General features: G+C 71.9%; 18 protein-coding genes and 1 pseudogene. 7 read left to right on the top strand and 12 right to left on the bottom strand.

The window, feature by feature from the left end; translation table 11 throughout:
* Together ABTX60_RS35555 and ctaC are read right to left on the bottom strand one after the other, a co-directional pair.
* Positions 1 to 244, bottom strand: a pseudogene (locus tag ABTX60_RS35555) (aa3-type cytochrome oxidase subunit I); the annotation flags it as partial.
* Positions 241 to 1,206 (bottom strand): aa3-type cytochrome oxidase subunit II, encoded by a 966-nt coding sequence (gene ctaC, locus ABTX60_RS35550; protein ID WP_352101144.1) that lies wholly within the window; start codon positions 1,204 to 1,206, stop codon positions 241 to 243. The gene ctaC and the pseudogene ABTX60_RS35555, both read right to left, overlap by 4 nt.
* 265 nt (positions 1,207 to 1,471) lie before the next feature.
* Here ctaC and ABTX60_RS35545 point away from each other — a divergent pair, with 265 nt between their 5' ends.
* Positions 1,472 to 2,851, top strand: a complete 1,380-nt coding sequence (locus ABTX60_RS35545) for a cysteine desulfurase/sulfurtransferase TusA family protein (protein ID WP_352101143.1) — start codon at positions 1,472 to 1,474, stop codon at positions 2,849 to 2,851.
* Positions 2,852 to 2,941: 90 nt separating this feature from the next.
* Here ABTX60_RS35545 and ABTX60_RS35540 read toward each other — a convergent pair whose 3' ends face one another.
* The gene (locus tag ABTX60_RS35540; protein ID WP_352101142.1) at positions 2,942 to 3,916 is read right to left on the bottom strand and encodes a carbohydrate kinase family protein; all 975 of its coding nucleotides are present in this window, start codon (positions 3,914 to 3,916) and stop codon (positions 2,942 to 2,944) included.
* 131 nt (positions 3,917 to 4,047) lie between these two features.
* Here ABTX60_RS35540 and ABTX60_RS35535 point away from each other — a divergent pair, with 131 nt between their 5' ends.
* The gene (locus ABTX60_RS35535; RefSeq protein WP_344457254.1) at positions 4,048 to 4,254 is read left to right on the top strand and encodes a hypothetical protein; all 207 of its coding nucleotides are present in this window, start codon (positions 4,048 to 4,050) and stop codon (positions 4,252 to 4,254) included.
* A 146-nt stretch (positions 4,255 to 4,400) separates the two neighbouring features.
* Complete coding sequence (locus tag ABTX60_RS35530; RefSeq protein WP_352101141.1) at positions 4,401 to 6,368, top strand: hypothetical protein; 1,968 nt, start codon at positions 4,401 to 4,403, stop codon at positions 6,366 to 6,368.
* 90 nt (positions 6,369 to 6,458) lie between these two features.
* Here the strand turns inward: ABTX60_RS35530 and ABTX60_RS35525 are convergent, their stop codons facing one another.
* On the bottom strand, positions 6,459 to 6,815 hold the full coding sequence (locus ABTX60_RS35525; protein ID WP_031109243.1) for a HesB/IscA family protein: 357 nt from the start codon (positions 6,813 to 6,815) through the stop codon (positions 6,459 to 6,461).
* A gap of 282 nt (positions 6,816 to 7,097) precedes the next feature.
* Here ABTX60_RS35525 and nadA point away from each other — a divergent pair, with 282 nt between their 5' ends.
* The gene (gene nadA / locus ABTX60_RS35520) at positions 7,098 to 8,282 is read left to right on the top strand and encodes a quinolinate synthase NadA (protein WP_352101140.1); all 1,185 of its coding nucleotides are present in this window, start codon (positions 7,098 to 7,100) and stop codon (positions 8,280 to 8,282) included.
* Between the two features lie 18 nt (positions 8,283 to 8,300).
* Here nadA and ABTX60_RS35515 read toward each other — a convergent pair whose 3' ends face one another.
* The 6 genes from ABTX60_RS35515 to ABTX60_RS35490 form a co-directional block, all read right to left on the bottom strand.
* Positions 8,301 to 10,490, bottom strand: a complete 2,190-nt coding sequence (locus ABTX60_RS35515; protein ID WP_352101139.1) for a serine/threonine-protein kinase — start codon at positions 10,488 to 10,490, stop codon at positions 8,301 to 8,303.
* 118 nt (positions 10,491 to 10,608) lie between these two features.
* Positions 10,609 to 13,728 carry an efflux RND transporter permease subunit gene (locus ABTX60_RS35510; RefSeq protein ID WP_352101138.1) on the bottom strand — a complete coding sequence of 1,040 codons (3,120 nt, stop codon included), beginning with the start codon at positions 13,726 to 13,728 and terminating at the stop codon, positions 10,609 to 10,611.
* Positions 13,729 to 13,887: 159 nt separating this feature from the next.
* Positions 13,888 to 14,571 (bottom strand): response regulator, encoded by a 684-nt coding sequence (locus ABTX60_RS35505; RefSeq protein ID WP_352101137.1) that lies wholly within the window; start codon positions 14,569 to 14,571, stop codon positions 13,888 to 13,890.
* Positions 14,568 to 15,785, bottom strand: coding sequence for a sensor histidine kinase (locus ABTX60_RS35500; RefSeq protein WP_352101136.1), 1,218 nt, complete (start codon positions 15,783 to 15,785; stop codon positions 14,568 to 14,570). Before ABTX60_RS35500 ends, ABTX60_RS35505 begins: the two co-directional genes overlap by 4 nt.
* A gap of 214 nt (positions 15,786 to 15,999) precedes the next feature.
* The gene (pspAA, locus tag ABTX60_RS35495; protein WP_097216183.1) at positions 16,000 to 16,278 is read right to left on the bottom strand and encodes a PspA-associated protein PspAA; all 279 of its coding nucleotides are present in this window, start codon (positions 16,276 to 16,278) and stop codon (positions 16,000 to 16,002) included.
* Between the two features lie 23 nt (positions 16,279 to 16,301).
* Positions 16,302 to 17,087 (bottom strand): PspA/IM30 family protein, encoded by a 786-nt coding sequence (locus ABTX60_RS35490; RefSeq protein WP_352101135.1) that lies wholly within the window; start codon positions 17,085 to 17,087, stop codon positions 16,302 to 16,304.
* 316 nt (positions 17,088 to 17,403) lie between these two features.
* On the opposite strand from ABTX60_RS35490, the gene ABTX60_RS35485 reads away from it, so the two are divergent.
* Positions 17,404 to 18,003 carry a DUF3043 domain-containing protein gene (locus ABTX60_RS35485; RefSeq protein WP_352101134.1) on the top strand — a complete coding sequence of 200 codons (600 nt, stop codon included), beginning with the start codon at positions 17,404 to 17,406 and terminating at the stop codon, positions 18,001 to 18,003.
* 83 nt (positions 18,004 to 18,086) lie between these two features.
* The gene (locus ABTX60_RS35480; RefSeq protein WP_352101133.1) at positions 18,087 to 18,788 is read left to right on the top strand and encodes a class I SAM-dependent methyltransferase; all 702 of its coding nucleotides are present in this window, start codon (positions 18,087 to 18,089) and stop codon (positions 18,786 to 18,788) included.
* Between the two features lie 46 nt (positions 18,789 to 18,834).
* Here the strand turns inward: ABTX60_RS35480 and ABTX60_RS35475 are convergent, their stop codons facing one another.
* A complete protein-coding gene (locus ABTX60_RS35475) occupies positions 18,835 to 19,047 on the bottom strand; it encodes a hypothetical protein (RefSeq protein ID WP_062926420.1) in 213 nt (70 codons plus the stop codon).
* A gap of 225 nt (positions 19,048 to 19,272) precedes the next feature.
* Here ABTX60_RS35475 and ABTX60_RS35470 point away from each other — a divergent pair, with 225 nt between their 5' ends.
* Positions 19,273 to 20,472, top strand: coding sequence for a bifunctional adenosylcobinamide kinase/adenosylcobinamide-phosphate guanylyltransferase (locus ABTX60_RS35470; protein WP_352101132.1), 1,200 nt, complete (start codon positions 19,273 to 19,275; stop codon positions 20,470 to 20,472).
* A gap of 122 nt (positions 20,473 to 20,594) precedes the next feature.
* Here the strand turns inward: ABTX60_RS35470 and ABTX60_RS35465 are convergent, their stop codons facing one another.
* Positions 20,595 to 21,641 carry a class I SAM-dependent methyltransferase gene (locus ABTX60_RS35465; RefSeq protein ID WP_352101131.1) on the bottom strand — a complete coding sequence of 349 codons (1,047 nt, stop codon included), beginning with the start codon at positions 21,639 to 21,641 and terminating at the stop codon, positions 20,595 to 20,597.
* Positions 21,642 to 21,783: the final 142 nt, after the last annotated feature.

The raw sequence follows: 21,783 nt of genomic DNA, 5'->3' as shown, positions 1-21,783 counted from the left end.
GCTCGTTCGACATGATCTGCAGACCAGGCCGGGCGAGCTCGGCGCGCATCAGCAGCGCCATCACGCCGCCGATGACGAAGAACGCGAAAGACGTGGCGAGGTACATCGTGCCGATCGTCTTGTGGTCCGTCGTCGTCAGCCACTTGACCACGACACTGCCGCGGTTCTGGCGCCTGACCGGCAGCTCGTCCTGGTAGTGGGACCCTGCTGCCGCGGCACCCTGGGGTTCGTTGAGGATGCTCACAGGTTGTTCGTCTCCCGGTTCTTCTCGTGGCTCGTCTGCGCGATGCCGGCAGGAACGTAACCGTTCTGCTGCTTGTCCACGAGGTCCTTGAGGTGCTGCTCGTAGCGCTCGGGGGAGACGACCTTCACGTTGAACAGCATCCGAGAGTGGTCGACGCCGCAGAGCTCGGCGCACTTGCCCATGAAGGTGCCCTCCTTGTTGGGGGTCACCTCGAAGGCGTTGGTGTGGCCCGGGATGACGTCCTGCTTCATCAGGAACGGCACCACCCAGAAGGAGTGGATGACGTCACGCGAGGTGAGGATGAAGCGGACCGTCTTGCCCTTGGGCAGCCACAGGGTCGGGCCCGGGTTGCCCGTCTGCGGGTTTCGCGTGCCGGGGGTGCCGCAGTCGTAGACGCCGCCGGCGTCGGCCGGGAAGTCCTTCTTGAACCGGTCCGGGATCGCGTCCAGGTCCTTCGAGGTCTTGGCGTCCCCGGTGGAACCGGCGACCGGCTCGATGTAGTTGAAGCACCAGCTCCACTGGAAGCCGACCACGTTGACCGTGACGTCGGGCTTCTTCTTGAGGCTGAGGAGCTCGGACTCGTCACGGGCGGTGAAGTAGAACAGCACCGAGACGATGATGAGCGGAACCACGGTGTACAGCGCCTCGATGGGCATGTTGTACCGGGTCTGCGGAGGAACTTCGACCTTGGTGCGGCTGCGCCGGTGGAAGAAAGCACTCCACAGGATCAGACCCCACACCAGCACGCCGACGGCGAGCGCAGCCGCCCAGGAACCCTGCCACAGGGAGAGGATCCGGGGAGCCTCTTCCGTGGTCGGGGTGGGCATACCAAGGCGGGGGAAGTCTTCCCAGTTGTACGAGCAACCGGTGGCTGTCGCCAAGACCAGGCCCGCGGTCAGTGCCTGCAGCAGCTTCCGCCGCATCGGGCGCCGCGGCGAGCGGTCGGAGCCGTTGGGACTCACGTAGCGCCTTCCCGAGAGTCTCGCCCGCGCGGATCGGCTGCGGCCTGGCCTTCTCGCTGGTCGGTCGCGGCCCTGCGTCGGGCAGGGGTTTGGATGTTTATGCGGACCAAACCCTAGCCGACGCCCTCCGGGGGTTCTCGGGGAGGGGTGCCTACTCACCCGGGCGGTTCGCTGAATTGGCGGCTGCGGGTGGTTTGTGGCTGTTCGCGCAGTTCCCCGCGCCCCTTTGAGGGCGTTCCCCGGCCGGGCGTTCTAGCGTTGCCGTGTGGGTTACTTCGATGCTGCTTCCAGTGCTCCGCTTCATCCTGTTGCTCGGCAGGCTCTGCTGGCCTCCCTCGATGAAGGGTGGGCGGATCCCGCGCGGTTGTACAGGGAGGGGCGTCGGGCCCGGATGCTGCTCGACGCGGCGCGGGAGGCTGCCGCCGAGGCGGTGGGGTGCCGGGCGGACGAGCTGGTGTTCACCTCGTCCGGAAGCCGTGCCGTGCACACGGGCGTTGCGGGGGCGTTGGCCGGGCGGCGGCGGACCGGGCGCCACCTGATCGTGTCAGCCGTCGAACACTCCTCTGTACTCCATTCGGCCGAGGCGCACGAGGCGGACGGCGGGTCCGTCACCCAGGTGCCCGTCGACCGGGGCGGGGCGGTGGACCCGGCCGTCTACGGCGAGGCCCTGCGCGGGGACACCGCTCTGGCCTGTCTGCAGTCGGCCAACCACGAGGTGGGGACGGAGCAGCCGGTCGCGGCGGTGGCGGAGCTCTGCCGGGAGGCCGGGGTGCCGTTGCTGGTGGACGCGGCGCAGTCCCTGGGATGGAGGCCGGTGGAAGGGGGCTGGTCGCTGCTCACGGGCAGTGCGCACAAATGGGGCGGGCCGTCCGGGGTGGGACTGCTGGTCGTGCGCAAGGGTGTCCGGTTCGCGGCGCAAGGGCCGGTGGACGAGCGGGAGTCGGGGCGGGCGCCCGGTTTCGAGAACATCCCGGCGATCGTGGCGGCGGCCGCGTCGCTGAGGGCCGTACGGGCCGAGGCGGCCGAGGAGGCGGTGCGCCTGCGGGAGCTGACGGACCGGATCCGGGTGCGGGTGCCGCAGCTGGTGACCGACGCCGAGGTCGTCGGTGATCCGGTGCGCCGGCTGCCCGGGGTCGTCACCTTCTCCTGTCTCTACGTCGACGGCGAGGCGCTGCTGCACGAGCTGGACCGCGAGGGTTTCTCGGTCTCGTCCGGATCGTCCTGCACGAGCAGCACGCTGACGCCGAGCCATGTGCTGCGGGCGATGGGCGTGCTGAGTGAGGGAAATGTGCGGGTTTCGCTGCCGCTCGGGGCGGCCGAGGAGGAGGTGGCGAGGTTCCTGGAGGTGCTCCCCCGGGCGGTGGCGGCGGTGCGGGAGAAGCTGGGGGCGCCGGTCTCGGAGACGGTGGTGCGGGAGGCCGACGTGCTCGTCGTGGATTCCCTGGGCAAGAGGTGCCCGATCCCGGTCATCGAACTCGCCAAGGTCATCGGTGACGTCCCCGTGGGTGGCCTGGTCCGGGTCCTGTCGGACGACGAGGCGGCCCGCCTGGACATCCCGGCGTGGTGCGAGATGCGGGGCCAGGAGTACGTGGGCGAGGAGCCGGCGGAACAGGGATCCGCTTACCTGGTCCGCCGGGTGAGCTGACCAACCCCTCTTCCGGGGGCGCGGGGCTGTGTCGACATGCGGCTGCCGCCGCGGGGCGCGACCAGCCCCCACACCCCCGAGGGCGGCAGATCAGCCCAGATGTCCCCGAACCTCTTCCGCGGCCTCGTCCCCGTACGCCTTGGTGAACCGCTCCATGAAGTGCCCGCGCCGCAGCTGGTACTCCTGCGTGCCCACCGTCTCGATGACGAGGGTCGCCAGCATGCAGCCGACCTGCGCGGCACGCTCCAGGGAGACGCCCCAGGCCAGACCGGAGAGGAACCCGGCGCGGAAGGCGTCGCCGACGCCCGTCGGGTCGGCCTTGCGCTCCTCGTCGGGCGTGCCGACCTCGATGGGGTCCTCGCCGGCCCGCTCGATGCGTACGCCGCGTGCGCCGAGGGTGGTCACCCGGTGGCCCACGCGGGAGAGGATCTCCGCGTCGCTCCAGCCGGTCTTGGTCTCGATGAGGCCCTTCTCGTACTCGTTGGAGAAGAGGTAGGTCGCCCCCTCCAGCAGGATGCGGATCTCCTCGCCGTCCATCCGGGCGATCTGCTGGGAGAAGTCGGCGGCGAACGCGATCTTCCTGGAGCGGCACTCCTCCGTGTGGCGCAGCATGGCCTCCGGGTCGTCGGCGCCGATGGAGACCAGGTCGAGACCGCCCACGCGGTCGGCGACGGTCTTCAGCTCGATGAGGCGGGCCTCGCTCATGGCGCCGGTGTAGAAGGAGCCGATCTGGTTGTGGTCGGCGTCGGTCGTGCACACGAAGCGAGCGGTGTGCAGGGTGTCGGAGATGCGGACGGACTCCGTGTCGACGCCGTGCCGGTCGAGCCAGGCCCGGTACTCGTCGAAGTCCGCGCCCGCCGCGCCGACCAGGATCGGGCGGGTGCCGAGCTGCCCCATGCCGAACGCGATGTTCGCGGCGACGCCGCCGCGGCGGACGTCCAGCTTGTCGACCAGGAACGACAGCGAGACCGTGTGCAGCTGGTCCGCTACGAACTGGTCGGCGAAGCGGCCGGGGAAGGTCATGAGGTGGTCGGTGGCGATGGAGCCGGTGACTGCGATGCGCACGGCGTGGATTCTCCTGAGGGAGGCGGACCTTGACGGTTCACGCTATCGGGTGGCTGGGCAGCTCTGAAGGCAGCGAAACTACCCGATAGTAGATCTTTCTCGGTGAGCTCGACCGTGCCTACGGTGCCGCTATGACGAACCTCAAGGTCCATGCGCCCGTTCCGGTCGATCTCGAAGGCGATCTGGCCTCGCTGCCGGGTGACGGGGCACGGATGGCTCCGCACTGGGCGGTCCCCCGGATCGCTTCCCGACCGGTCTCCCCGGCCCTGATCCACGGTGTGTCCGTTCCTCCGGCGTCGGCGCGGCTGCTCGACGCGATGTCCGACTACGGGGACTGAACGGCGCACGGGCGGGAACCGTGTGCTCCCCCGCTGCGTCCCATCGCTGTCCCCCGTAAAGGGGAGGCGGGATACGACCCATCAGCGGTCCGTGTGCGACCGGGCAGGGTCCCATGGGACAGCTGTGCAGCCGAAGGAGCGATGCGGTGAACACCGAGCGACCCGACAACGACGCCGACGCCAGGGAAGCGGCCGGCGCCACCGCGGACGCCCCGAAGGCCGAGGAGCCGGGCACGGAGGCGGCCGGGGCGGCGGCTGAGGGGTCGGAGGGTCTTGAGGCACCTGCGGAAGCAGGTGAGTCGGCCGAGGCCGGGGCGTCGGCGGATGCCGCCGAGTCCGACGGGGCAGAAGGGGCCGAAGGGGTCGCCAGGTCTCCCGAGGGCTCGGCTGACGACAGGCAGGCCGCCGAGGCCCCCGCTCCGACAGTCGTGGAATCCGGCTCGCCGGAGGCCGCGGGGGCGGACGCACCCGAAGGCATGCGGGACGGCGGCGAGTCCGCTGCGACCACCGAGGACCGGCAAGGCGACGCCGAGCCGTCCCCGTCCCCGTCCCCGGACAGCGAAGCCGCCACGGACGCCGAGGAAGCCGCGGCGGGGGCCGACACCGGCGTCGGAGCGGCCCTCCCCCGCGTCATCCCCGCGCCCGTCGGTGACCTGCCCCGCGACGAGGAGGACCTGGTCCGCCGCGGCGGCGGCCGCCCCCGTACGCCCGCGATCATCGCCTCCGTCGCCGCCGCGGTGCTGCTGATCGGCGGTGGCGGGGCCTGGCTCGCTTCCAACGCCGCCACTGGGCCGGACGGCGGCACGACGTCCGGTGCGCCCGGTGGGGACGACACTCCCCCGCCGCTCGCGCTCGACGGCTACTCCGAGTCCACGGCGGGCGGCGGCAACGGCATCGCGCCCGGCGAGCCCAACCCCTACGGCGCCACCTACCGCGTCGACGGCACCCTGCCCGACGGCCCCGGCGAGGCGCCGGTGTACCGGGCGCGGGGCGAGGTCACCGAGGCGGACGTGGCCCGGCTGGCGAAGGCCCTGGGCGTCGAGGGGGCACCGGTGGCGCAGGGTGAGGCCTGGAAGATCGGGGGCCAGGACGGGTCCGGGCCGAGCCTCCAGGTGAATCGGCAGGCGCCGGGATCCTGGACGTTCAGCCGGTACGCCCCGGCCACGGACAACTGCAAGGGCACCGACACCTGCACGGCTCCGCAGTCCGGTGGCACGCCGGTGACGGAGGAGGTGGCCGAGAAGGCCGCGGCACCCGTGCTGAAGGCGGTGGGTCAGGACGACGCGAAGGTCGACGCGAGCCAGGTCATGGGGGCCCAGCGGGTGGTGAACGCCGATCCCGCGGTCGGCGGACTGCCCACATACGGCTGGACGACCGGGATCACGGTCGGCCAGGACGGCGAGGTCGTCGGCGGCAGCGGACAGCTGAAAGCGCCGGTGAGGGGCGACACCTACCCCGTGGTCGGTGCCGGGAAGGCGCTGAAGCTGATGGAAGGGCAGCCCACGAGCGACCACCGGATGGGCATCGGCGGCTGCGCCAGCCCCGTGCCGCTGAAGGACCGGCTCGAGCAGCCCTGCGGGCAGCCGGCGAGCGGCGCTCCCGGGGACACCGTGACGGTCGAGAAGGCGGTGTTCGGGCTGGCCACGCATGTTGTGGACGGGCGGCAGGCGCTGGTGCCGTCCTGGCTGTTCGAGGTGACGGCGCCGGGCGCGAAGGACCCGTTCACGGTGACGTACCCGGCGGTGGAGCCGAAGTACCTGGCGTCCCCCGAGCCGAGCAAGCCCGGTGACGGGCCGACGTCGGCTCCGGGACCCCGTGAGGTGAAGGTGGACGGCTACCGGGCCGAGGGCGCGGAGCTGACGGTGACCTTCACGGGCGGCGTGTGCGCCGACTACGACGTGAAGGCGAGCGAGAAGGGCGACGAGGTGACGGTCTCCGTGACGTCGACGCCGTGGCCGGACAAGGTCTGCGTCATGATCGCCAAGCAGTTCCAGGAGACCGTGCGGCTGGACGAGCCGCTCGGTGACCGGGCCGTCGTGAACGCGGACGGCAAGGCGGTGCCGCTGGCGAAGGAGGGCGCGCGGCTGCCGGCTCCCCCGACGCAGGAGCGGTAGGCGCGGCGATGCGACACGAAGGCGGCGGCCCCGTCGGAGGGGGCCGCCGCCTTCGTCGTGTCCGCGGCCGCCGGAGGCGGCTCGGCAGGCTCAGCTGAAGGAGTCGCCGCAGGCGCAGGAGCCCGTCGCGTTCGGGTTGTCGATCGTGAAGCCCTGCTTCTCGATGGTGTCCACGAAGTCGATCGTGGCACCGCCCAGGTACGGGGCGCTCATGCGGTCGGTGACGACCTTCACACCGCCGAAGTCCTTCTCGACGTCGCCGTCGAGGGCGCGCTCGTCGAAGAAGAGCTGGTAGCGCAGGCCGGAGCAGCCGCCGGGCTGGACGGCGACGCGCAGCGCGAGGTCCTCGCGGCCTTCCTGGTCGAGCAGCGCCTTGACCTTGGACGCGGCGGCGTCGGTCAGGATGATGCCGTCGGTGACGGTGCTGGTCTCGTCCGATACGGACATCTACATCTCTCCCGGGTTGTACGGAGACTGCTTGCCGACGGTTGCAACCGGCGGGGCCGCGGATTCATTCCGGGCCGGGCTCTCGATCCCGGCTCCTTTTCATGCTCGCACACGCGCCGGGAACCGGAAAACGGCTCTTTCCGGGTGTTCCCGGGAATGAACGGCGGCTCACCGGGATTCACGTCACACCGACGCTATGGCCATCGTCAAAGTGACGTGAAGCGGTTATGATAGATAGCGTCAAATCGACGAAAAGTCGCAGAAACAGAAAGGGTGCGTGTGGTGACCACCGCCCAGACCCAGGAGCTCGACGTCCAGCCGACGCCCCTCGCCCTGCTGCTCCTCGGCCGTGAGGCCGACCCGAAGAGCGAGCGCGGTGTGGAGTGTCCCGGCGACCTGCCCTCGCCGTCCGACCCGGACCTGGTGGAGCGCGCCCGCAAGGCGAAGGAGAAGCTCGGGGACAAGGTCTTCGTGCTCGGCCACCACTACCAGCGTGACGAGGTCATCCAGTTCGCCGACGTGACGGGTGACTCGTTCAAGCTCGCCCGGGACGCGGCCGCCCGCCCGGAGGCCGAGTACATCGTCTTCTGCGGCGTGCACTTCATGGCGGAGTCCGCGGACATCCTGACGTCCGACGACCAGAAGGTCGTCCTGCCCGACCTGGCCGCCGGCTGCTCGATGGCCGACATGGCGACGGCCGAGCAGGTCGCCGAGTGCTGGGACGTGCTGACCGAGGCCGGCATAGCCGAGCAGGTCGTGCCCGTCTCGTACATGAACTCCTCCGCCGACATCAAGGCGTTCACCGGCAAGCACGGCGGCACGATCTGCACCTCGTCCAACGCCGAGCGGGCCCTGGACTGGGCGTTCGAGCAGGGCGAGAAGGTCCTCTTCCTGCCCGACCAGCACCTCGGCCGCAACACCGCCGTGCGGGACATGGGCATGTCCCTGGAGGACTGCGTCCTCTACAACCCGCACAAGCCGAACGGCGGGCTGACGGCCGACGAGCTGCGGGCCGCGAAGATGATCCTGTGGCGCGGCCACTGCTCGGTGCACGGCCGCTTCAGCCTGGACTCGGTGAACGACGTGCGCGAGCGGATCCCGGGCGTGAACGTCCTGGTGCACCCCGAGTGCAGGCACGAGGTCGTCGCCGCGGCGGACTACGTCGGTTCGACGGAGTACATCATCAAGGCCCTGGAGGCCGCGCCGGCCGGCTCCAAGTGGGCCATCGGCACGGAGCTGAACCTGGTCCGCCGCCTGGCGAACCGTTTCGCTCCCGAGGGCAAGGAGATCGTCTTCCTCGACAAGACGGTCTGCTTCTGCTCGACCATGAACCGCATCGACCTCCCCCACCTGGTCTGGGCCCTGGAGTCCCTGGCCGAGGGCAACCTGGTCAACCGCATCGAGGTGGACAAGGAGACGGAGGCGTTCGCCAAGCTGGCTCTGGAGCGGATGCTGGCGCTGCCGTAGCCGTCGTCCGGCCCGCCGTCACCCCGAGTGCGGTTTCCGCTCGGGGTGGGCGGGATCGAGGCCGAACACACCGCCGCCCGGTGCGGGCACCACCAGCGTGCGCCCGTCGACCAGCACCTCGGGACCCTCACCGGAGGTCTCTTCGCCCTCGGCACGCGGCTGCGTCCGCCACAGCCGGTCGCCCGTGCGGGCGTCGAGACCGGCCACGCGACCGTCGGTGCCCGCCAGGTACAAGGTGCGCGTGCGCTCGTCGTACCGGACCGGGCCCGGCTCCCGGACTCCGCTCCGGGTCCGCCACAGCGTCCGGCCCGACGCGGGGGACACGGCGGTCACCTCGCCGTCCGACGAGGTGAACCACAGGGTTCCGCCCCTCAGGGTCGCCCGCCCGTGGTACACCTCGGCCGTCTTCGTCAGGGCGAGAGAGCCCGTTGCGTCCATCATCACGATTTCCTCGTACGCCGTGTCACCGCCCGGCCCCTGCTCCCGGCTCTCCTTCAGCAGGACCAGCTGTCCGTCGTAGACCCCGAGCAGGTCGGTGTCCGGCGTCGGCAGGGGCAGTCGGCGTGCCGTGCCGTCGCCGAGGTCGAGCGTGACGACGAGGGACTCCTGGCGGTCTCCCGCCGTCTGCCCGAAGCACTGCAGGTGGAGGGACCCGCCGGCCGTGATGGGGCCGCAGGCGTGGCCGGAGGGCAAGGGCGCCGTCCAGCGCTCGGTCCCGGTGCGCGGCGAACGCGCGGTCAGTGAGCGGCCGCCGCCGTCGGGCAGCACCACCAGATCGCCGGCGACGACCGCGGTGGCGTTCACCTCGTCGACCGCCCGCGCCCACAGCCGCTCGCCGGTCGCGGCGTCGAGAGCCACGACGCTCGTCGCCTCGGCGCCGGGAGATTCGCGTGACACGACCTGACGCACCAGCACGGTGCCGTCCCGGACCCCGAGGACGGTGGAGGAGTACGCCCCCTCGCCGGTCCCGGCGGGTGTGGCATCGGCCCGCCAGACGGTCCTGCCCGTGCGTCCGTCCAGACGTACGGGCAGGGTCCGGTAGCCGCCGCAGTAGACCGCGCCCGCGGCCACCTGACAGCCCGGCACGGGGGCTTCGGCGTGCGGGAGGTCGAGTGCCCGCCGGGCGCCACGCGGGGCGGTCTCGTGGACGGTGGTCTGCCAGGGCCGCCAGGCTTGGGGGGCGTCCCCGTCGGCCTGTCCCGCGTCCGTCAGGGAGTACGCCGTCAGGGCGAGCACGAGCGCACCGACGGTGCCGATCGCGGCCGTCACCGGCCGGGAACGCGCCCAGCGGGCGGGCGCCGTGGAGTCCCTGGCATCGGCAGGGGGCATGGGGCGGGGTTCCGGCCGGTCCGGCCGGTCGTCGCGCAGGGGCACCGTGGGCGAGTCGTCCGGCTCCGTACCGGCCAGGGCCGAGGCGAACTCCCCTGCCAGCTCGTCGAGTCCGGGCCGGTCCGCGGCGTCCTTGGCCAGGCAGCTCTCCAGCAGGGCGCGCAGCCGTGGTTCCACCCCGTCGAGCACGGGTTCGTCGTGCACCACCCGGTACGCCGTCAGATAGGGACTGTCCGCGTCGAAGGGGCCGCGTCCGGTGACGGCGTAGACCAGCAGGGACCCGAGGGAGAAGACGTCCGACGCCGGGCCGACCGCGCGGGCGTCGACGAGCTGTTCCGGGGACATGAAAGGCGGTGTGCCGATCATCTGGCCGGTCTCGGTGAGCGTCTGGTGGTTCTCCGCCGCGCGGGAGATGCCGAAGTCGATGACGCGGGGGCCGTCTTCGGCCAGCAGGACGTTGGCAGGTTTGAGGTCACGGTGGACCACCCCCGCCCGGTGGATGTCCCGCAGCGCCTCCACCAGCCCCAGGGCCAGGCCGCGCAGCTCGGCGTCCGCCAGGGCGCCCCGGTCGCGGATCCGCCGGGCGAGCGAGGGGCCGGGCACGTACTGGGTGGCCATCCAGGGCCGCGCCGCGTCGGGGTCCGTGTCCAGGACCGGTGCCGTGAAGGCTCCGCTGACCTTGCGGACCGCCGCGATCTCCTGCCGGAACCTGGCCCGGAAGACGGGGTCCGCGGCGTACTGGGCGTGCACCACCTTGATGGCCACGTCGCGGCCCGAACGGGCTCTGGCCCGGTAGACGACGCCCATGCCTCCGGCCCCGAGCCGGTCGAGCAGCCGGTAGCCGCCGACCGACTTCGGGTCGTCGCTGTGCAGCGGCACGCCCGAATCCCCTTCCCCCGTAGAGCCGTTCGAGGGCCACAGGATACGTAACGGGACAAGGCGGCGGCCGGGCACCGGACGTGGAGATCCGGTGCCCGGCCGCCGCCGGGTCAGGCCGTCACACGCCCGCGTGCTCCGGCTCCGTCGTGTCCGTCCGCTGGGCCGGGAGGCCCTTCTTCGCCGCGCGCTTCTTCGCCCGGCGCTCCTTGCGGAGTTCGACCATCGCGTAGAGCGTCGGGACGAGCAGGAGGGTGAGCAGGGTCGACGTCACCAGACCGCCGATCACGACCACGGCCAGCGGCTGGGCGATGAAACCGCCCTCGCCGGTGATGCCGAGGGCCATCGGCAGCAGGGCGAAAATCGTCGCCAGTGCGGTCATCAGGATCGGGCGCAGCCGGTGCCGGCCGCCCTCGATCACGGCCTCGACGACGCCGTGGCCCTGCTTGCGGTACTGGTTGATCAGGTCGATCAGCACGATCGCGTTCGTCACCACGATGCCGATCAGCATCAGCATGCCGATCATCGCGGGCACGCCCATCGGGGTGCCGGTGGCGATCAGCAGGCCGATCGCGCCGGTGGCGGCGAACGGGATGGAGACGAGCAGGATCAGCGGCTGGACCAGGGACTTGAAGGTGCCGACCAGCAGCATGAAGACGATCGCGATGGCCGCCAGCATCGCCAGGCCCAGGTTGGCGAACGCCTCGTCCTGGTCCTCGGAGACACCGCCGATCGACGCCGTGGCGCCGTCCGGGAGCTTCAGCGCGTCGATCTTCGACTGGAGCTGGGCGCTGACCGCTCCGGTGTTGTCGCCGGTCGGCTTCGCGGTGATGGTGGCCGCGCGCTGGCCGTCGATGCGGGTCATCGAGACCGGGCCGTCGACCTGCTTCACCGTGGCGATGTCGCCGAGCTTCACCGCGCCGCCCAGGCGCAGGTCCTGAAGCTGCTTCAGGGTCTTGGCGGGCTTGGCCGAGCGGATGACGACGTCGCGCTCGGTGTCGTCCAGGACCGCCTTGGCCGCGGTGGTGCCGCGGACGGCCTGGGCGACGGCGGCCCCGAGGGTCTGGTCGTCGAATCCGGCCGCGGCCGCCTTGTCGTTGGCCTTGACCGAGATGCGCGGCACGCTGGTCGCGAGGTCGCTGGAGACGTCCGTGACGTCGTCGAGGGAGGCGACCGACTTGCGGACCTCCTCGGACGCGGTGCGCAGCACGTCGGCGTCGGCGGCCTTCACGACCACGCTGAGGTCCTGGCTGCCGAAGCCGTCACCGGCGGCGACCGTGGTCGTGCCGATGCCCTTCAGGCCGGCCAGGCCCTTCTCGATGCTGCTCTGGACGTCCTCGTAGGACGCCGAGTCGTCGAGCATGACCTGGTACGAGGCCTGGTTGGTGTCCGTGCCGCCGCCGAAGGCCGCCATGAAGCCGGACGAGCCGACCGTGACCTGGTAGTCCTTCACGCCCTCGGTGCCGGCGAGCAGCCGCTCGACCTTCTTGGCCTGGGCGTTCGTCGCGGCCAGGCTGGTGCCGGGCTTCAGCTCCTGCTTGACGGTGAGGACCTCCTGCTCGCCCTGGTCGAAGAAGTTCGTCTTCAGCAGCGGCGCCATGCCGAACGTGCCGACCAGGACCACGACCGCGAGGGCCACGCTGGTCAGACGGCGGCGGGTCGCGAAGCGCAGGACGGGGACGTAGAGGCGCTGGAGGCGGCTCTTCGCCTCCTTCTCCTCCGCGAGCCGGCGGGCCTCGGCCGCGTCCTCGGGGGTGTCCTTGGGCGGGCGCAGGAACCAGTACGACAGCACCGGCACGACCGTCAGGGAGACGAGGAGGGACGCCAGCAGCGCGGCCGTCACGGTCAGGCTGAACGAGCCGAACAGCTCGCCCACCATGCCGCCGACCAGGCCGATCGGCAGGAACACGGCGACCGTGGTGAGCGTCGAGGACGTCACCGCGCCCGCGACCTCGCGGACCGCGTTGAGGATCGCCGAGTGGCGCTCCTCGCCGTAGCCGAGGTGGCGCTTGATGTTCTCCAGGACCACGATCGAGTCGTCGACGACGCGTCCGATGGCGATGGTCAGGGCGCCCAGGGTGAGGACGTTCAGCGACAGGTCGCGCGTCCACAGCACGATCAGGGCGAGGACCACGGACAGCGGGATGGACACCGCCGTCACGAGGGTCGAGCGGATCGAGGCCAGGAAGACGAGGATCACCAGGACCGCGAAGAGCAGACCGAGCGCGCCCTCGGTGGTCAGACCCTTGATGGACTTGGACACGGCCGGGCCCTGGTCGCTGACGACCGTGAGGCGCGCGCCCGACCCGAGGTCCTTGCGGAGGTCCGGGAGCTTGTCCTGGACGGCGTCGGAGATGGCGACCGCGCTGCCGTCGCGGTCCATCGTCAAGGCGACCGACAGGCTCGGCTTGCCGTCGGTGCGGGTGATGGAGTCGGCCGTGGCCTCCTGCTGCTTCACGGTGGCGACGGCACCGAGCCGCACCGGCTTGCCCTTGCCGGGCTCGCCCTTGACCATCAGGTCCTGGATCTGCTCGAGCGAGGTCAGGCCGCCGCCGACCTGGACCGTGCGGTTGGCGCCGTCCTCGTCGAAGGAGCCGGCCGGGACGGTCGCGCCGCCCGCCTGGAGCGCCTGGGAGAGGGACTGCGGGGTCAGGCCCGCCTTCGCGAGCTTCGCGTCGTCGGGCGTGACGGTGACCTGGAGGTCGCGCACACCGTCGACGGTGACCTGGCCGACGCCGTCGATGCTCTTCAGGTCGGGCACGACGGTCTTGTCGAGCTGGTCGGCCAGGGCCTGCTGGTCGCGGCCGGAGGTGACGGCGAGGACGACCGTCGGGATGTCGTCCGTGGAACCGGCTACGACCTGCGGGTCGACGTCGTCCGGGAGCTGCACCCGGGCCCGGTTGACGGCCTGCTGGACGTCGGCGACCAGCTGCTCGGTGCCGTTGCCGTAGTCGAAGGACGCCATGATCACGGCGTTGCCCTCGCTGGCGGTGGAGGTGACGCCGCTGATGCCGTCGACGGCTTCGAGGGTGTCCTCGATGGGTTCGACGACCTGCTTCTCGACCACGTCCGGGGACGCGCCCTGGTAAGGCGCCAACACGGACACCATGGGCAGATCGATGGTGGGCAGCAGCTGCTGCTTGAGCTGGGGTATCGCGATCGCCCCGAAGACGAGCGCGATGATCGAGATCAGTCCGATCAAGGCCCGTTGCGCGAGGCTGAACCTGGACAGCCAGGACATGGGTGAGGGTCTCTCTTCTGTTAACGGCAGAAGCGGCAGCGGACGCGCAGATGAGCGCCCGCCCCTACACCCTGCGCCATGGGGAACCGGGGTTTCGTAGGCCCCAGGTCCAAATCCTTATGCGGCGCATACTCCGGCCGCAGTACGGCCGGGGCGCGTTCACTCCACCCTTGGACGGACCAGGCCGGACTCGTACGCGGTGACCACGAGCTGGGCGCGGTCCCGGGCGCCCAGCTTGGCCATGGCCCGGTTGACGTGCGTCTTCACCGTCAGTGGGCTGACTTCGAGACGCTCGGCGATCTCGTCGTTGGAGTGCCCGCCGGCGACCAGGACCAGCACCTCGCGTTCGCGGACGGTGAGCGAGTCGAGGCGTTCGCCGCGGGCCGGGTCGCGGTCGTCGTCGGCCGGGTCCTGCGTGGCGAGGAACCGGGCGATCAGGCCCGTGGTGGCCGCCGGGGAGAGCAGGGCCTGGCCGCCGGCGGCGATGCGGATGGCGTTCAGCAGCTCCTCGGGTTCGGAGCCCTTGCCGAGGAAGCCGGACGCGCCGGCCCGCAGCGACTGCACGACGTAGTCGTCGACCTCGAAGGTCGTCAGGATGACGACCCGGACGGCGGCGAGGTCGGGGTCGGCACTGATCATGCGGGTCGCGGCGAGACCGTCGGTGCCGGGCATGCGGATGTCCATGAGCACCACGTCGGCCCGCTGCTCCTTCGTCAGCCGGACCGCTTCCGCGCCGTCGGAGGCCTCTGCGACCACCTCCATGTCGGGCTCGGAGTCGACGAGCACACGAAAGGCGCTGCGCAGCAGCGCCTGGTCGTCGGCGAGCAGGACACGGATGGTCATGCGGGGTCCTCCCCGGTCGGTGTGCGGTTCTTCACCGGCAGGATGGCATGGACGCGGAAACCGCCGCCGTAGCGGGGACCGGTGGTGAGGGTGCCGCGCAGGGCGGTGACGCGTTCGCGCATGCCGAGCAGTCCGTGGCCGCCGCCGTCCTGGGCCTCGTGCTCGCCGCTGCCGTCGTCGAGCACGGTGATCTCGATGTGCGGTCCGACGCGGACGACGCTGACCTCGGCCTTGGCCTGGGGCCCGGCGTGCTTCTGCACGTTGGTGAGGGCCTCCTGGATGATCCGGTAGGCGGCCAGGTCGACGGCCGCGGGCAGGGTGGTGCCCTGGTCGGCGCGGGCGACCTCGATGTGCAGGCCGGCGTTGCGGAAGGTGCCGGTGAGTTCGTCGAGGCGGTCCAGGCCCGGGGCGGGTTCGGTGGGGGCCTCGGGGTCGTCGGAATGCCGGAGCAGGCCGACGGTGGCGCGGAGTTCGTTGAGCGCGGAGCGGCTGGCCTCGCGGACGTGCCCGAGGGCTTCCTTGGCCTGGTCGGGGCGCTTGTCCATGACGTGGGCGGCGACCCCGGCCTGCACGTTGACCAGGGCGATGTGGTGGGCGACGACGTCGTGCAGGTCCCGGGCGATGCGCAGGCGTTCCTCGGCGACGCGACGGCGGGCCTCCTCCTCGCGGGTGCGCTCGGCCCGTTCCGCGCGCTCCCGGATGGCCTGGACGAAGGCGCGGCGGCTGCGGACGGCGTCGCCCGCGGTGGCGCCGATGCCGGTCCAGGCGAAGATCGCGAGGTTCTCCTGGGCGTACCAGGGCAGGGAGCCGGCCGACATGGCGGCGCCGGTCAGCACGGTCATGGTGAGCAGCCCGACGCGCCAGGTGGTGGGGCGGTCGGTGGTGGAGGCGACGGTGTAGAGCGCGATGACGGCGGACATCGCGACGGGGGTGCGGGGATCGCCGGTGAGGGACTCGACGACCGAGAGGCTGCCGGTGAGGGCCAGGACCGTCATGGGAGCGCGGCGGCGGAAGACCAGGGCGGCGGCGCCGAGGGCCATGAGGACGAGGCTGAGGGAGTCGGGGGTGCGCAGGGCCCAGCTGACGCTGTCGCGGTGGCGGGGTTCGACGAACGAGCCGGCGACCATGCAGACCAGGACGGCGAGGGCGAGGACGGCGTCCAGGGCCAGGGGGTGCGCCTTGGCCTGGTGTTTGGCCCGCGCGAGGGTGCTCACGGTTGTTTACGGTAGCTGGGCCGGCTGTGGGTGTGTGAGGTGCTCGGCGTCACGCCTCAGGCCGGGCGGGTCCGCGACCCGGCGGTGCGAGGTGCCTCCCCCAAGCTCTCGGCTTCGCTCGAGCAGGGGGGACCCCCACGCCCACCCGTGCCGCCCTGGGGGTACCTCCCAGGCCCTTAGGGCACTGGGGGAGGCACGCAGGCCCGCAGCGAGGTCAGCCCGGAATCAAACCGTCGTCGCTGAGCAGCTCCCGGACTTCCTCCAACGTCGCGTCGGGGGACGGCAGGATCAGTTCCGACGGTTCGAGGGAGTCGTCCGGGAGGGGGTCGCCGAGGTCGCGGACCCTGGTCAGGAGGGCCTGGAGGGTGCGGCGGAAGCCAGGGCCGTCGCCGTTCTCCATTTCCGCCAGGAGTTCGTCGTCCAGCTTGTTCAGCTCGGCGAGGTGGCCGTCGGCCAGACTCACCTGGCCCTCCCCCATGATCCGTACGATCATGTCGCCCTCCTAGGCGTGGACCCCTACTGCTTGTCGAAGCGCGGGGTGTCCTGCGGCTGCTGCTGGGACTGCTGCCGGCTCGTGCCACCTTCGAGGGCCTGCTGCCCGCTGCCGGCGCCTCCGGCCAGCTCGGCCTTCATGCGCTGCAGCTCCAGCTCTACATCCGTACCACCGGAGAGCCGGTCCAGCTCGGCCTGGATGTCGTCCTTGTGCATGCCGGAGGGGTCGTCGAGGGCTCCGGAGGCGAGCAGCTCGTCGATGGCGCCGGCGCGGGCCTGGAGCTGGGCCGTCTTGTCCTCGGCGCGCTGGATCGCCAGGCCGACGTCGCCCATCTCCTCGGAGATGCCGGAGAAGGCCTCGCCGATCCGGGTCTGCGCCTGCGCCGCCGTGTACGTGGCCTTGATGGTCTCCTTCTTCGTGCGGAAGGCGTCGACCTTGGCCTGCAGCCGCTGGGCCGCGAGAGTGAGCTTCTCCTCCTCGCCCTGGAGCGTCGCGTGCTGGGTCTCCAGGTCGGTCACCTGCTGCTGGAGCGCGGCCCGGCGGGAGAGCGCCTCACGGGCCAGGTCCTCACGGCCCAGCGCGAGCGCCTTGCGGCCCTGGTCCTCCAGCTTGCCGGACTGCGACTGCAGCTGGTTCAGCTGCAGCTCCAGGCGCTTGCGGGAGGTCGCCACGTCGGCGACGCCCCGGCGGACCTTCTGCAGCAGCTCCAGCTGCTTCTGGTACGAGTAATCGAGGGTCTCGCGCGGGTCCTCGGCCCGGTCAAGGGCCTTGTTCGCCTTCGCGCGGAAGATCATCCCCATACGCTTCATGACACCGCTCATGGGCTTCGCGCGCCCCCTTCTGACCGACTCCGGCAGCTGCTCCTGCGACAGAACCCACAGTACGGGCCCTGCATCCATTACCGCACTGTTCGGGGACGCATGCGCTCATCCCCAAGGACGACTGCGCGCGCTCCCGCTCCGGCGTAGGGAGTAGGTGATCCCCGGGGTCCCCGGAGCCGTACACCCCGGAAACATCGGGAGGCGTACGCAACGTCCCCTCTGTCCCCTTACTGACGACTGGTGTTGCCGGATCGTTCCCCACCGGGCTGGGGTCCATGCCCGGAAGCCCTTACCCTTGGGTTTTGTGTTCCGTAGCCGTGCGAAGGATGAGAAGGCCCAGGACGCCGACAAGGCGCCGGTGACCGACTCCAGTCAGCCCCGTCACCCCGAGGCCCCCAAGGGCCGCCCCACGCCCAAGCGCAGCGCGGCCCAGTCGCAGCGCCGCAGCGTGGCCAACACGTCGACGACGCGCAAGGAGGCCGCCAAGCGACAGCGCGCGGAGCGCCGTACCGCGATGGAGCGCCAGCGCCAGGCACTGGCGAGCGGCGACGAGCGGTACCTGCCCGCGCGTGACAAGGGGCCGGTCCGCCGGTTCGCGCGCGACTTCGTCGACTCCCGCTTCAACATCGCGGAGTTCTTCCTGCCGATGGCCGTGGTCATCCTCGTGCTGAGCATGGTGCGGGTGGCCTCGCTGCAGAACGTCGCGCTGCTGCTGTGGCTCGTGGTGATCGTGCTGATCGTGCTCGACTCGTTCGTCACGTCCTTCCGTCTGAAGAAGCAGCTGAACGAGCGCTTCGCGGGTGAGAACAAGCGCGGCGCCGTCGCCTACGCCCTGATGCGCTCCCTCCAGATGCGTCGGCTCCGGCTGCCGAAGCCGCAGGTCAAGCGCGGAGAGCGGCCCTGACCACGACGCCGTTCTCCGGGGGTGCGGCGGATGCCTGGCTGGACAAGCTGGGCGGGCTGCGCGATGTCGTCCGTCAGGAGCTGGTGGCCCGCCAGCTGGACGAGCAGATAGTCGGCCGGTTCCCGGTCGGCAAGCGCCTGCGGGTGCTCGACGTGGGGATGGGCCAGGGCACGCAGGCCCTGCGGCTGGCCCGGGCCGGGCACCAGGTGACCGGTCTGGAGCAGGACTCGACGATGGTCGCCGTGGCCCGGGAGTCCCTCGCCGGGGAGCCGGAGGGCATCCGGGAGCGGATGCGGATCATCGAGGGCGACGGCCGGGACACCGGTGTGCACTTCCTGCCGGGCAGCTTCGACGTGGTGCTGTGCCACGGCGTCCTGATGTACGTCGAGGAGCCCGACCCGCTGCTGGCGGGGCTCGCCCGGATGCTCGCGCCCGGCGGGCTGCTGTCCCTGCTGGTGCGCAACGGGGACGCGCTCGCGATCCGGCCGGGCCTGTCCGGTGACTGGTCCGGGGCGCTGACGGCCTTCGACACCGTCTCCTACCGCAACCGGCTGGGGCTCGACGTGCGGGCCGACCGGCTGAAGGAACTGACGGCGACGCTCGCGGGGATCGGGGCGCCGCTGCACGCCTGGTACGGGGTGCGGGTGTTCACCGACACTGCGGCGGACGGCGCGGAGGTGCCTGCCGGCGTGGAGACGCTGCTCGCGGTGGAGGAGAAGGCCGGGCGGACGGATCCGTACCGCGGTGTGGCCGCGCTGCTGCATCTGTGCGGCGTGCGCGGCTGACACGACGATGGGGTGGGCGGGGGCCGACGGCCCCCGCCCACCGGGCTCACGCCTCGGCCGCGTGCAGGCTCATCGGCCCGTAGATCTCCGTGGCGTCCTCGAACAGCCGCACCTGATCGGCACCGCCCTCCTGAAGGGCCTTCCAGTGCTCCCCGATCCAGGACTCGGCGTCCCCCTGGGTGGGGAACTCCTCCGGCGGCACCGCGGGCTGGACCTCCGTCCCGTCGGTCTTCTCGAACCGCCACGTCCATGCCGCCATGTACGCCTCCCATGTGTGTGAGCACACTGCACAGCGAAAAGCCGGATCTTGGTCCGGCTCCCGTCCAGAGCCTAAGCGCTCCGCCGGGTGGGGCGTTATAGGCCTTGCGGGAGTACGGGTGATCGGGCGGGTGCGGGTGGTGGTCGGCTGGTCGCGCGGATCCCCGCGCCCCTGTCGGGGTGCCTCCGTCACGCATGACTCATTGCGACGGGTGAGAATCGTTGCGTGGAACTGACTCTGCTTGGCACCGGCGCGCCCTCCGGGCTCCCCCGCCCCGACTGTCCCTGCGCGGCCTGTGCGGCTGCCCTCGGTCCCGATGTGCGGGCGGCCACCTCGTTGCTCGTGGACGGGGCGTTGCTGCTCGACCTGACGCCGGGCGCGGCGTTCGCGGCGGCGCGGGCGGGGCGTTCCCTGACCGGTGTACGGCAGGTGCTGCTGTCGCATCCCCACGACGGGCCGGCGGTCGAGGTGCCCGCGGGGCTGCCGCAGCCCGGACGGGTGCCGGACGGGCGGGAGTTGACGCTGCTGACGGGGCACCGGGTGCGGGCGGTGGCGCTGGACGCGCCGGGCACGGGGTACGCGGTGACCGGACCGGAGGGACAGCGGCTGCTGTATCTGCCGCCGGGCGGGGCGCCCGCGGGTCTGGAGCAGCCGGCCGAGTCCTACGACATGGTCCTCGCGGACGTCGTGGGGCGGCCGGACGCGCTGGCCAGGCTGCGGGCGGTGGGCGCGGTCGGCCCGACGACCGATGTGATCGCCGTTCACCTGGACCATGATCTGCCGCCCGGCCCCGAGCTCGGGCGGCGGCTCGCGGCGGCCGGGGCGCGGGCCGTGCCGGACGGGACGACGCTGGTGGTGGGTGCGTACGAGGACGTGCCGGACGTGCCGCGGCGGACGCTGGTGCTGGGCGGGGCGCGGTCGGGCAAGTCGGTGGAGGCCGAGCGGAGGCTGGAGGCCTTTCCGGACGTGCTGTACGTGGCGACCGGCGGGTCGCGCAACGGGGACACGGAGTGGTCCTCGCGGGTGGCGGCCCACCGGGACCGGCGGCCGGGGTCGTGGCGGACGGTCGAGACCTGCGATCTGGTGCCGCTGCTGGAGGCCGAGGGGCCGCCCTTGCTGATCGACTGCTTGTCCCTGTGGCTGACCGACGCGATGGACTCCGCCGGGGCGTGGGACGACGCGGTGTGGGCGGAGCGCGGGGAGAAGGTGCTGCGGGAGCGGGTGCGTGAGCTCACGGAGGCGGTGCGGGTCACCCGGCGGACGGTGGTCGCCGTGTCGAACGAGGTGGGGTCGGGGATCGTGCCGTCGACGGCGTCGGGGCGGCGCTACCGGGATGAACTCGGGCGGTTGAACGCGCGGTTCGCGGACGAGTGTGAGCATGTGCTGCTGGTGGTGGCGGGGCAGGCGATGGTGCTGCGGGGTTGAGGAGGGCCGGCCGGGGCTCCCGGAGGCGGGGTTGAGGAGGGCCGGCCGGGGCTCCCGGAGGCCGTGAAGACCGGCCCAACCCGGTGGCCGTGACCGGCCGAACCTCTTCCCCCGGCCTCGGTCTACGAAGCCGCGCGGGCGATCACCCGGTAGGTGTTCGCGAAGCGCGTGCGGCGGGCCACCGGGGCGATGAGGTGGTCCGCCAGTGCGGCCACGGCCACCAGGGGGAAACCGGCGCGGAGCAGGGCCGTGCGGGCGTGCCGCCGCACGGGGGGCGGGGGGATGGCCCGCCAGGGGGTGTCCGGGGCGGGCAGCGCGTGGGAGAGGGCCAGGGACGTGGCCCCCGCGAGGTCGTGGGGGACGTGGACGGGGCGGTGGTCGAGCGTCAGGATCGTGCAGCCGGCCGACTCCAGTTCCGCGCGGACGTTCTGCGGGGGCAGCAGGTGGAGGTGGCGCGGCTGGTCGTAGGGCAGCCACCAGCGGCCCAGCAGGGCCGCGAAGACGCTGCGGGGGCTCAGGGTCTCGATGAGCAGGTGACCGCCCGGGCGCAGAACGGAGAGGGCGGCCCGGAGTTCCGCTCGGGGATCCGGCGTGCCCTCCAGGTGGTGGAGCATGCTGACCACGTCATAGCGGGCGCGCAGCGGGACGGCGATCCGGGGGTCCGTCAGACGGCCGACGTGGGCCTCCTCGACACGGTCGGCCGTGCGGGCGCGGACCACGCGCGGTGTGGGGTCGAGGCCGTCGAAGGCGGTGTAGGGGAAGAACTGACGGGCCGTGGCGGGGAAGCGGGCGTGGCCCGTCCCGACGTCCAGCCAGCTCTCCGGCTCGCCGCACAACAGCATCGCGCGGGCCGCCGAGCGGTGGCGGCGGGGGCTGCCGCGCAGGGCGAGGAGGCCGTCGCTCGCCGGGTCCCTGGGCGCCCCGCGCGCGGTCCGGTGGTAGAGGGCGAGACCCTCCACCGTGAGGCGGGGGTTCTGGAAGGTGTGGCCGCAGTCCCGGCACGCGTCGACGGTGAAGCTGCCCGGCTTGTACTGCCGCAGGTCACCGGTGCGCAGCCGGTTCCGCAGCCGGGCGGAGCCGCACCAGGGGCAGTCCTCCCGGCGCGGTTCGTGGACGCGTGCGGTCGACTGGGCGAGGGGAGGTGCGGATGAGGCGGGGTGTGCGGGCATGGGCGGCTCCCGGGCGCGACGGCGTACGGCGAGGACGTACGGCGGGGACGTCGCGCGGCCGTGCACAGCCCCGCACGACCACATACGACAATCCGCTGCAAAACGGAACGTATGGGATGCCGATCCCAGGTGCAACGACGTC

The organism is Streptomyces sp. NPDC126510 (assembly GCF_040302345.1).
Taxonomy (GTDB): domain Bacteria; phylum Actinomycetota; class Actinomycetes; order Streptomycetales; family Streptomycetaceae; genus Streptomyces.
The sequence above is the reverse complement of the archived record's forward strand: the minus strand, read 5'-3'. Positions and strand labels throughout refer to the sequence as shown.